This window comes from Caulobacter sp. AP07 (genome assembly GCF_000281955.1).
Taxonomy (GTDB): Bacteria; Pseudomonadota; Alphaproteobacteria; order Caulobacterales; family Caulobacteraceae; genus Caulobacter.
Map to the genome: position 1 here is coordinate 1 of NZ_AKKF01000035.1, position 10,368 is coordinate 10,368.

10 protein-coding genes and 1 pseudogene are annotated in these 10,368 nt (G+C 68.5%); 9 read left to right on the plus strand and 2 right to left on the minus strand.

Features of this window, described 5'->3' with window-relative positions:
• The 8 genes and pseudogenes from fljK to ssb all read left to right on the plus strand — a co-directional run.
• Nucleotides 1–247, plus strand: a pseudogene (fljK, locus tag PMI01_RS03210) (flagellin FljK); the annotation flags it as partial.
• A 211-nt stretch (nt 248–458) separates the two neighbouring features.
• Nucleotides 459–677 carry a hypothetical protein gene (locus PMI01_RS03215; protein WP_157223657.1) on the plus strand — a complete coding sequence of 73 codons (219 nt, stop codon included), beginning with the start codon at nt 459–461 and terminating at the stop codon, nt 675–677.
• A 171-nt stretch (nt 678–848) separates the two neighbouring features.
• The gene (locus PMI01_RS03220) at nt 849–1,688 is read left to right on the plus strand and encodes a flagellin (protein ID WP_007662907.1); all 840 of its coding nucleotides are present in this window, start codon (nt 849–851) and stop codon (nt 1,686–1,688) included.
• 59 nt (nt 1,689–1,747) lie between these two features.
• The gene (gene pseH / locus PMI01_RS03225) at nt 1,748–2,302 is read left to right on the plus strand and encodes a UDP-4-amino-4,6-dideoxy-N-acetyl-beta-L-altrosamine N-acetyltransferase (RefSeq protein ID WP_007662908.1); all 555 of its coding nucleotides are present in this window, start codon (nt 1,748–1,750) and stop codon (nt 2,300–2,302) included.
• A gap of 139 nt (nt 2,303–2,441) precedes the next feature.
• Entirely contained in the window at nt 2,442–5,285 is a 2,844-nt protein-coding gene (locus tag PMI01_RS03230; protein WP_035034280.1) for a hypothetical protein, read from the plus strand.
• Nucleotides 5,286–5,367: 82 nt separating this feature from the next.
• Complete coding sequence (locus PMI01_RS03235) at nt 5,368–6,039, plus strand: hypothetical protein (protein ID WP_007662911.1); 672 nt, start codon at nt 5,368–5,370, stop codon at nt 6,037–6,039.
• Between the two features lie 15 nt (nt 6,040–6,054).
• Nucleotides 6,055–6,441, plus strand: a complete 387-nt coding sequence (locus PMI01_RS03240) for a hypothetical protein (RefSeq protein WP_007662913.1) — start codon at nt 6,055–6,057, stop codon at nt 6,439–6,441.
• 143 nt (nt 6,442–6,584) lie between these two features.
• Nucleotides 6,585–7,091, plus strand: a complete 507-nt coding sequence (ssb, locus tag PMI01_RS03245) for a single-stranded DNA-binding protein (protein WP_007662915.1) — start codon at nt 6,585–6,587, stop codon at nt 7,089–7,091.
• Between the two features lie 117 nt (nt 7,092–7,208).
• Here ssb and PMI01_RS03250 read toward each other — a convergent pair whose 3' ends face one another.
• A complete protein-coding gene (locus tag PMI01_RS03250) occupies nt 7,209–7,946 on the minus strand; it encodes a helix-turn-helix domain-containing protein (protein WP_007662917.1) in 738 nt (245 codons plus the stop codon).
• A 79-nt stretch (nt 7,947–8,025) separates the two neighbouring features.
• Here PMI01_RS03250 and PMI01_RS03255 point away from each other — a divergent pair, with 79 nt between their 5' ends.
• On the plus strand, nt 8,026–9,285 hold the full coding sequence (locus PMI01_RS03255) for an MFS transporter (protein WP_007662919.1): 1,260 nt from the start codon (nt 8,026–8,028) through the stop codon (nt 9,283–9,285).
• A gap of 89 nt (nt 9,286–9,374) precedes the next feature.
• On the opposite strand, the gene PMI01_RS03260 is transcribed toward PMI01_RS03255, so the two are convergent.
• Nucleotides 9,375–10,368, minus strand: a 994-nt coding sequence (locus PMI01_RS03260) for an LLM class flavin-dependent oxidoreductase (protein WP_007662921.1), incomplete at its 5' end; no start/stop codon positions are given.

Consider the following 10,368-nt stretch of genomic DNA (forward strand, 5'->3'; position numbering starts at 1 on the left):
CGCCCTGGGCACCGCGACCAACAAGCTGGCCTCGCTGGGCACCAGCTCGACCGGCCTGGACACCCACCTGACCTTCGTCGGCAAGCTGCAAGACAGCCTCGACGCCGGCGTGGGCAACCTGGTCGACGCCGACCTGGCCAAGGAAAGCGCCAAGCTGCAGTCGCTGCAAACCAAGCAGCAACTGGGCGTTCAGGCGCTCTCCATCGCCAACCAGTCTTCGTCGTCGATCCTGAGCCTGTTCCGATAGGAACGAAGAGGAGGCGGACCTTCGGGTCCGCCTCCGCCTTTCCTTCGGGCGTTGGCCGGAGGGGAGGGTCCACTAGAGGCGCGGCCGTGACCCGGCCGCGAGAGGAGTTATGGAAAACAGAGTTGCGTTGACGCCCGTCACGACAGAGCCGTCCACGCCCGCCTCGAATGCGCCGTCCACCGCCCCGGGCTTCTCCGCGGGCGGCGTCGCCGTGTCCGCGCCCAAGGAAAAGCCGCCCGTGGCCGATGGGCCGCAGCCCGGCGACCTGCGCCTGGTGATCGAGCAGGACGCCACCACCGGCACCTACGTCTACAAGACGGTGGACCGGCGGACCGGCGACATCCTGCAGCAGTTCCCGCGCGAGGACGTCCTGCGGTTCATGCAGGCGGAGCACTACGGTCCGGGCGAGGTCTTCGACGGCCTGACCTGAAGGCCGGCCCCGCGAGGCCGTCGATGCCGCGACCCGACGTCGCAGGCAAAACATGGTTTACGCGCGTTAACCATATTCTTACTCCCCGAGCCGCAGTTTCACGGTCGACCCGCTCGGCCGCCGAATCGCGTTCCGAGCCCCATTGGCAAGAAACGCCGTTCGGAGACTGTGATGACGCTCAGCGTGAACACCAATCAGCCTGCGCTGATCGCCCTGCAGAATCTGAACAAGACCAACGACGAGATGGCCGGCGTCCAGAGCCGCATCAACACCGGTCTGGCGATCTCCAGCGCCAAGGACAATGCGGCCGTCTGGTCGATCGCCCAGGACCAGCGCGCCGACCGCTCGGCCCTGTCGGCCGTGAAGATGAGCCTGGACCGCGCGACCTCGATCACCGACGTGGCCCTGGCCGCGGGGGAATCGGTCTCCGACCTGCTGACCCAGATACGCGAAAAGGTGGTCGCGGCTAAGGACACCTCGCTGTCGACGTCTTCGCGCAAGGCCCTGAACGCCGACTTCCAGGGCCTGCTGAAGAACATGACCCAGGTCATCAACAGCGCCACCTTCGACGGCGCCAACATCCTGAACGGCAGCCAGCCGGCCAACATCACCTTCCTGGCCGACGCCAACGCCGCCACCTCGATCACCTTGAATCTGCAGAACCTGTCGCTGGGCGGCACGATCAACACCCTGACGGCGACCGACAACATCAGCACCATGACCCAGGCGGCCGCGGTGCTGACGCGCCTGGACGCCTCGCTGAGCGCGGTGAACCAGGCCGTGGGCTCCATCGGCTCGCAGGCCAAGCAGATCGATGCCCACAACACCTTCATCGCTAAGCTGAACGACGTGCTGGAAAGCGGCGTGGGCAACCTCGTCGACGCCGACATGGCCAAGGAAAGCGCCCGGCTCCAGGCCCTGCAGGTCAAGCAACAGCTCGGCGCCCAGGCGCTGTCGATCGCCAACCAGGCGCCGCAGATCATCCTGTCGCTGTTCAACGGCGGCAGCTAGGCCTGACGCTCGGGGAATAGTAGACTTCCCGTCGCGGTGTTTGGGGAAAACGACTCGGCATGATCGACCTTCGCGATCTTTCGGATGAGGACGAGGCGGTCCTGTTCAAGTGGCGGGGCGAGCCCGAGGTCGATCGCTGGATGTCCGACGCGGCCTTTCCCAGCCACGAGGCGCACGCCGCCTGGTTCCAGGCCTTGCGCACCGATCCCGACATGCGGGGCTGGATGATCGTCCGGTCCGGCGAGCCGTCCGGCCTCCTGACGCTCACGGGGCTGCTCAGCCATCACCGCCGGGCGGCCTGGAACTGGTTCCTCGGTTCGGCCGAGGCCCGGGGCAGGGGTGTCGGGCGGGCGGCCCAGGTGTTGGGCCTGGACCGCGCCTTCGGCGAACTGGGCCTGCACAAGGTGTTCGCCGAGGTCATGGCCGACAATGACGCGGCCCTGAAGGCCCAGGCCGCCTCGGGCTTCCGGCGCGAGGGCTACCTGCGCGGCCATGTGCTGAAGAACGGCGTGCCGCGCGACGTGGTCCTGCTGGGCATATTGGCCGAGGAGTGGCGCGAACTGCGCGGGACCGTCCGGCGCTCCCTGACCGACGCCCACCTGATCGCCGCCTAGATCAAGCCTTGGAGCGTGGCGGCTGAAACCGCTCACGCTTTCGGTCGCCACGCTCCTGATTCATACGTCTTAACGAAACGTCAGCGTTCATCGCCGACAGTCGAATCGAGGGGCGTAGTGCGTCCCGTTGGGACACGCTGTGATCACTTTCGATTCCAGTCTTCTGCTCGGCTACTACCAGGCCAGGTCCGCTGGCCAGGCCGCGGGATCGACGGCGTCGTCCAACAGCATGTCCTCGTCGCTGCCGTCCTCGACCAAGAAGACCGTGCCCAACGCGCCCTGGACCGCGGTGACCACCGAGCCCAGCGACCTGGTCAAGGGCGCGCTCAACGGTCGCAAGTTCGTCGACGAGGGCGCGGCCGTGAACGCCGCCCCGACGATCAGCGGCGACTACAAGAAGCTGTTCGCCACCTACCAGGCGCTCAACACCCTCTCGGCGATCGCCAACCGGTCCGGCGAGAAGAACGTCACCGACAGCGAGATCAAGCGGCTGCAGACGGCGTTCAGCAAGGGGCTGAACGAGGTCAACAGCTACATCCAGAACCTCAGCACCGACGGCATGCGCGTCACGACCGGCGCGGTCATGACCAGCGACAAGTCCAGCGTCGGCGTGCCCAAGAACAACTACGGCTACGTCACCGGCAAGCTCTATAGCGGCAAGGTCGACGACGTGGTGCCCACCTTCGCGGGCGCCGTCAGCTTCACCATGGCGGTCAAGAAGTTCGGCGTCTCGACCAACCTGACCATGGACCTGTCGGAGATGGGGACCACGCCGCGGACGATGGCCAACGTGGTCAGCTTCTTCAACAGCAAGCTCGACGCGGCCGGCTTCGAGACCACCTTCGCCGTCGAGCGCACGGTCGGCCAGGAGCGGACCACCACGGTCAACGGCCAGACCGTCAAGCTGCCGGCCACCGGCGATGACTTCGCCCTGCGCATCCGCGGCGACTCGACCGAGACCCTGACCTTCACCGCCCCGACCCCCAAGCCGGCGGTCTACATCACCACCGCCGCTGGCAATCCGGATCCGGACAAGAAGCCCGAGACCGACGACGCGAAGATCGAGAACACCCTGGTCAAGTATGGCCCCGGCACGGCCGGCCAGCCGGGGACCAAGATCTTCTCCGACACGCTGGAAGGCACCGTCGCCAACGTCCACAAGACGATGACCGGCCCGGACGGCTCGCTCTACGTGCTGGCCGACGTCGACGGCACGGCCAGCAGCCAGACAATCAAGGGCGAACAGGACGTCGCCCTGCTGAAATACGACTCGGCCGGCAAGCTGCTCTACGCCCGCACCCTGGGAGCCGCCAACACCGCCACCGGCTACAACATGGCGATCTCCGCCGACGGCCAGGTGGCGATCGCCGGCTCGGTGTCGGGCCAGTTGTCGGGCGCGACCAACGGTCCGATCAACTCCGACTCGGCCGGTAAGGTCACCGACAGCTTCGTCACGCTCTACGACGCCAAGGGCGACGAGACCTGGACGGTGCGCCGTGGCGGCATGCTGGAGGACGAGGCCACGGCCGTGGCCTTCGGCCAGGACGGCGTGGTCTATGTCGGCGGCCGCACCAAGTCGGACATGCCGGGCTCGGCCACCGGCGCCACGGCCGGCGGCTACGACAGCTACCTGACCGGCTTCGCCACCGACATCGCCGGCACGCCCAAGGCGCTGTTCACCACCCATTTCGGTAGCGCCGACAACGACACCGTCGCCGGCATCGTCGTCAACGGCTCGCAGGTGGTGGTGGCCAGCAAGGAAGGCAGCGAGGCCATGCTGCGCAGCTTCAACGTGGCCACGACCGTGGTCACCGAGAACCGCACGGCGCTGAACGACAAGGAAGTCTGGGTCACGGCCCCGGTGACCTACACCAAGGCGGCCACCCTCACCACGGGCGCGACCCGCGACCTGGGCTCGCTGAAGGGCGGCGACATCGCCGGCCTGGCGATCGACAACGGCCAGCTCTACATCGGCGGCTCGACCACCAACGGCGCCCTGACCGTCAACAACAAGACCGCGGCCGCGTCCGGCGGCTCGGACGGTTTCGCCGCCCGCGTCTCGCTGGACCTGACCAGCACCGCCCAGGACGCCCTGGCCTATTACGGCGGCACGGGCGACGACACCGTCACCGGCATGGCCGTCTCCAACGGCCAGGTCTGGCTGGTCGGTTCGGCCGGCAAGAACCTGGCGGGCCAGCCCACGGTCGGCGACAAGGACGGCTATGTCGCCCAGATGGACGTGGCCACGGGCGCGGTCTCCTGGCAACAGCGCCTGACGGGCAAGGACGGCTACGCCACCCCGACCTCGATCGCCGTCGACGCCTCCGGCGCCGGCGACCTGGACGTCTTCGGCCTGCCGCGCGGCGTGATGGACTTCACCCAGTCGCAGAAGATCGTGTCCGCGACCTCGGCGCGGGCCGGCGACACCTTCCAGATCCGCACCCGGGCCCGCGGCACGCTGACGACGATCAAGATCGACGCCAACGACACGCTCGAAACCCTCGGCGACAAGATCCGCAAGGCTTCCGGCTTCGCCGCCAAGGTGGAATATTCCAGCTCGGGCAACAGCCGCAGCCTGCGGATCAGTCCTTCCCAGACCACCTCGACCATCGAGATCCTGGCGGGCAAGGGCGGCACGGACGTGCTCGAGGCGCTGGGGCTCAAGCCCGGCATCGTGCGCAACACCAAGATCGACGACGGCAAGACCGTCTCGGCGGACGGCAAGGGGCCGATCTACGGCCTGTCGCTGGACACCGGCCTGGACCTCACCGACGACACCGGCCGCAAGCTGGCCACGGCGGCCATGACCAAGGCCATCGCGTCGGTGCGCCTGGCCTATCGCGAGATGGCCGACGCCGCCAACGGCGTCGTGCCGGCCAACACGACGAGCGGTTCCGGCAAGACCGGCGGCAAGGTCCCGACCTACCTGACCGACCAGATCGCCAACTACCAGGCCGCCCTGAACCGCCTGACCGGCGGCTAATCGGCGGGGCCGCGCAACCGAGTTGCGCCTTGCGTCTTCCCATGGACTTGAAAGCGTCATCGACGCGTCGTAGCCAGGGATCATGGAACTTCTCAAAGATCGACGCGTGTTGCTGGGCGGCGGCGCCGCCCTGGCCCTGATCGCGGGCCTCGGCATCGCCCTGACCCTGATGCACGGCGGCAAGTCGCCCACCGAGGCGCCGCCGGCCTCGCGGGGCGGGCTGGTGGTCGAGACCGGGCGCGCCGACGACACCAAGCTCGATCCGGCCCGTCCGCTGCGTTGCTTCGTCGGCGGCCAGTTCGTCGGCGAGACCACCCTGGCCGAATGCGCCAAGAAGAACGGCGTGGCGACCGGGGCGCTCGACGTCGGCGTCGACGAGACCGGGGCTCTGGCGGCCGCCGACCAGGCCGGCCTGGTGCTGACCCCTCTGCCGCCGCCGGCCGAGACCGTCGCGGTCGCCGCGCCCGCCGCGACCCCGACCGGGCAGGCCCCGGCCGCCGTCTCCACGCCCCTGGCGGTCTGCTGGCGCTACGCGGGCGGCGAATGGCGCAAGCAACCGGGCGAGATCACCCTGAACGCCTGCGTCCAGCAGCTCTACAGCGGCAAGTGCGAGCGTCCCGGCGGCGCGACCTACGGCCGTTGGGGCGACGAGACCCTTCGCCGGGTCCCGGGCCGGGTGGAGTCGTCGTCCGACAACCGCACCTTCCATTCGATCATCGAACAGGGGCCAGACTGCTCCATCCCGTCGGTTTAGAGAGATCGTAAGACCATGCGCCCGTTTCCCATCGTCGCCGTCTCCCTCCTCGCCGCCGCCACGGCCCTGACCGGTTGCGTCAAGCAGACCAAGGCCCCCTTCGAGGCCGGCGTCTGCATGCACGTCGTCGAGCAGAAGGACGGCACGCTGAAATACAATCCGGTCGCCCGCAACATCGCGAGCATGGAGCTGTGCGCGGCCGAGCTGGAGGGCATGCGGATCCGCTTCATCCGCATGGGCAGCCCCATCCGCGAACTGACCGGCGCCTATCAGGGCAAGTTCATCTTCGTGCAGAAGGACGGCATCTATCTGGGCGACACCTACGAGGGCGCCCGGTTCATGTCGCTGGTCCGCACCGGCGATGGCCGCCTGGCGGTGCCGGGGGCCATGCCCCCGCAATAGGCGTGGCTTTCGGCGGTGGATAACCCTGGCGCTCCACAGGAACGTTAGTGGAACAAAGCTTGATTTCGCTTTTAAGAACCCGTTAACGTCCGCGTCAGATTCCGGCGCGATGGGTCGCCGGGCGTGAACAGGAAATTCCGCCTATGGCAGGCAGCGTCAACAAGGTCATCCTGGTGGGCAACCTCGGGGCCGACCCCGAAATCCGCACCCTCAGCTCGGGCGACCGCGTCGCCAACCTGCGTCTGGCCACCTCGGAAACCTGGCGCGACCGCACCTCGGGCGAGCGCAAGGAAAAGACCGAATGGCACCGCGTGGTGATCTTCAACGACAACCTCGTGAAGGTCGCCGAGAGCTATCTGCGCAAGGGCTCGACGGTCTATATCGAAGGCGCGATCCAGACGCGTAAGTGGGCCGACCAGAGCGGCGTGGAGAAGTACTCCACCGAGATCGTGCTGCAGAAGTTCCGCGGCGAGCTGACCATGCTGGGCGGTCGCGGCGACGGCGCCGGCGCTTCGGCGGGCGGCGGCGACCAGGGCTATGACAGCGGCTACGGCGGCGGTTCGGGTGGCGGCGGCGGCGCCCCGCGCAGCCAGCCCAGCGGCCCGCGCGAGAGCTTCTCGGCCGACCTGGACGACGAGATCCCGTTCTAGTTTCCCTCTAGGGCTGTTTTGCAAACAAGTGGCCGGTTCCCATTGGAACCGGTCACTTTTTTATGGGGCCCGCCGGTTTCCGATAGGTCGCATAGCGTGGGCGAGACCCGCCGCGATCTAGCCTCGTCCCCGTTTCGCAAGCTGCATGGGGGTGACGCCGAGATCGCGGCGAACCATGGCGATGAAGGCGCTCGGCGAGGCGTAACCCAGCGCGCCCGCGACCTCGGTCACCGAAACCGCCTCGGCCAGCAGCTGGCGCGCCATCAGCAGGCGGAGCCGCCGCCGCCAGTCGGCGAAACCCAGGCCCGTCTCACTCTGGAAATGGCGGATGAACGATCTGCGGCTCATGCCCGCGACAGCGGCGAAGTCATCCAGGCCACGCGTGTCGCCGGGATCGGCCTGCAGGGCGTCGGCGACGCGAAGCAAGCGGGGATCGCGCACCCGGGGCAGGCCCAGGTCGTGGTGTGGCGCGCGGCGGATTTCGTCATAGAGCAGGAAGCGAAGGGCGTCGCGGCGGGCGTCGTCCTCGAGCGCGGTCGCGTCCCACGCCGCGATAAGCTGGGCGAGCAGCGGCGAGACCTCGATCACGCAGGGCTCGCTCGGCAAGTCGGCCGGTATGGGGCAGGGGAAGCGGACGGTGCGAAAGTCACAGCCTTTGGGCCCGACCACGGTCGCGTGCTCGACCCCCGGCGGCATCCAGACGGCATGGGCCGGCAACACGACCCATGTTCGCGCGGACATGATCTGAGTGCAGGACCCGGAGCGGGCGTAGCTGAGCAACGCCTCGTCGTCATGGGCATGGGCTTCCCAGCCGGAGCCGGGCGGCATGTCATAGGGCGTGATATCGAGGCGCATAGGGCTCTGGCACTTTCTCGACATAGATTGGCTCTCTATCGCGCGCAGGGGAAGGGCCGATCGGCTAGGCCTGCTGCCCATGCAGATCCTCAAGCCCCTTCTCCATCCGCCGATCGCACGGCTCTGGGCTGGCCTCGCCCTGGCCGCCATTGGCGATCAGGTCTATCGGATCGCGCTGATCTGGCTGTCGGTTCAATTGGCCGGAGCGCACGCCGGCTGGGTCACGGCCGCCGAGGCCGCGACGGTCCTGGCCACGGCGCTGTTCGCCGGCGCCTGGGCCGAGGGGTGGGATCATCGCCGCACGATGATCGGCTGCGACCTGGTGCGTGCGGGCCTGGCGCTCGCGCCGGTGACCGCCTGGGCGATGGGCTGCCTGAACCTCTGGACCTTGCTCATCCCTTCGGTCGCGCTGGCGGCCCTCCGCGGCGTGTTCGAGCCCGCCCTCCAGGCGAGCCTGCCGCGACTGGCGTCCTCCCGCGTCCTCCTCACGCCCACCAACGCCCTGATGGACGCCACCGCGCGGCTGGCGCGCCTGGTCGGCCCCACCATCGCCGGCGCGCTCGCCGGGTTCCTGCCGACGATTGGCTTGATGGCCGCGACAACCTTGACATCCTTGGCGTCCGCCATCGCCATCACCAGCCTTCGCCATCAATTGCCGCGCCAGCCGCGAACCGCGCGCGGCTCCCGCTTCGAGATGCTGACCCGAGGGTTTCGAGCCATCCGGGACCGCGGATATTTCCGCTATCTCCTGTGGCGCGGCGGCGTGGTGAACGGTCTGTGGGTAGTGTCGCTGTGGCTCTGTTTGCCCCTTGCGGTCCAGCGCGGCGGGCTGGAGGCCTTCGGCGCACGCGGCCTTGGCGTGGTGGGACTGGTGATGGGGGCCTATGGCGTCGGAAACCTCGCCAGCAATCTCGTTGTTGGCGGCCTCGTCGTGCGCCGGCCGGTGACGATGATCCTGGTGGGCAACGCCGTCCTGGGCCTGGGCTTGGCGTTGATGGGATGGGCCGCCCTGGCCGCGCCCAAGGACCTGGCCGCGCCGCTGATCATGGCGGCGTCGGCGTTCACGGCCTTGGGCGGCCCGGTGATGGACGTGCCGATGGCCACGCTGCGCCAGACCGTGTTCGCGGCTCACGAAGTGGCGGCGGTCTATCGGCTCTCCATCGTGTTCGACTGGGGTGGGATGCTTCTCGCGACCGCTGTCGCGCCCTTGGCGCTTCAAGCGGTTTCGCCGGAAATGACCATCCTGCTCTGCGGCGGCGTCATCGTCGCGGCCGCCGCCGCTGGGCTCACTCACCTCGGCGCTCCGGCCGACTGGCAGGCGATGACGGCGGCGCAATAGTCACGCCACTGCCGGAATTGGCTCAGGCCTGAACGCATCGAGACGACGAGCGGCCAGTTCCTGTCGGAACTGGCCGATTTTTCATGCCGTTAGCCCAGCAGTTCGCGAACCCGGGGGATGACCCGTTCGCCATAGAGCGTGATGCAGCGCATCAGCTTGTCATGGGGCAGGGACCCGGCGCTGTACTTCATCTGGAAGCGCTGGACGCCCAGGGCCTGGACCGTGGCGGCGATCTTGCGGGCCACCGTCTCGGGCGAGCCGACATAGAGCGAACCGTGGTCGGCCTCGGCCTCGAATTCGGCGCGGCCCATCGGCGGCCAGCCCCGCTCGGCCCCGATCCGGTCGCGCATGCGCTTGTAGTCGGGCCACAGCTCCTCGCGGGCCTGCGCGTCGGTGTCGGCCACATAGCCGGGCGAATGGACGCCGATGGGGCGCGCCGGCCGGCCCAGTTCGCCGAACGCCCGGTGATAGAGGTCGACATAGGGCCCGAACCGCTTGGGATCGCCGCCGATGATCGCCAGCATCAGCGGCAGGTCGTAGCGGGCGGCGCGAACCACCGATTCCGGACTGCCGCCCACGCCGATCCAGGTCTTCAGAGGCGCGGACTCGGTTTGGGGGAAGACCGCCTGGTCGACGAGCGGCGGCCGTGTCGCGCCACGCCAGGTCACCGACGGCTGGCGGACCAGCGCCGCGAACAGGTCGAGCTTTTCCTCGAACAGCTGGTCGTATTGCGACAGCTCGAAGCCGAACAACGGGAAGGACTCGGTGAACGACCCGCGCCCCAGGATCACCTCGGCCCGGCCGTTCGAGACCGCGTCCAGGGTCGAAAAGCGCTGGAAGACGCGGATGGGATCGTCGGAACTGAGCACCGTCACCGCCGAACCCAGCTTGATCCGGTCGGTCTGGCTGGCGATCGCCGCCAGCACGACCTCGGGCGCCGAGACCGCGAAATCGGCGCGGTGATGCTCGCCGACCCCGAAGAAATCCACGCCCAGCTGGTCGGCCAGCACCGCCTCGGCGACGACGTCGCGGATGACCCGCGCCTGCGGCAGGGGCGCGCCGTCCGGGCCGGGCGTCACGTCG

What these genes read in the sequence shown, in the direction of transcription:
- PMI01_RS03235 (WP_007662911.1), top strand. Translation starts at nt 5,368, where the DNA reads ATGGAACTTCTCAAAGATCGACGCGTGTTGCTGGGCGGCGGCGCCGCC.
- PMI01_RS03250 (WP_007662917.1), bottom strand. Translation starts at nt 7,946, where the DNA reads ATGCGCCTCGATATCACGCCCTATGACATGCCGCCCGGCTCCGGCTGG.
- ssb (WP_007662915.1), top strand. Translation starts at nt 6,585, where the DNA reads ATGGCAGGCAGCGTCAACAAGGTCATCCTGGTGGGCAACCTCGGGGCC.
- PMI01_RS03220 (WP_007662907.1), top strand. Translation starts at nt 849, where the DNA reads ATGACGCTCAGCGTGAACACCAATCAGCCTGCGCTGATCGCCCTGCAG.
- PMI01_RS03255 (WP_007662919.1), top strand. Translation starts at nt 8,026, where the DNA reads ATGCAGATCCTCAAGCCCCTTCTCCATCCGCCGATCGCACGGCTCTGG.
- pseH (WP_007662908.1), top strand. Translation starts at nt 1,748, where the DNA reads ATGATCGACCTTCGCGATCTTTCGGATGAGGACGAGGCGGTCCTGTTC.
- PMI01_RS03240 (WP_007662913.1), top strand. Translation starts at nt 6,055, where the DNA reads ATGCGCCCGTTTCCCATCGTCGCCGTCTCCCTCCTCGCCGCCGCCACG.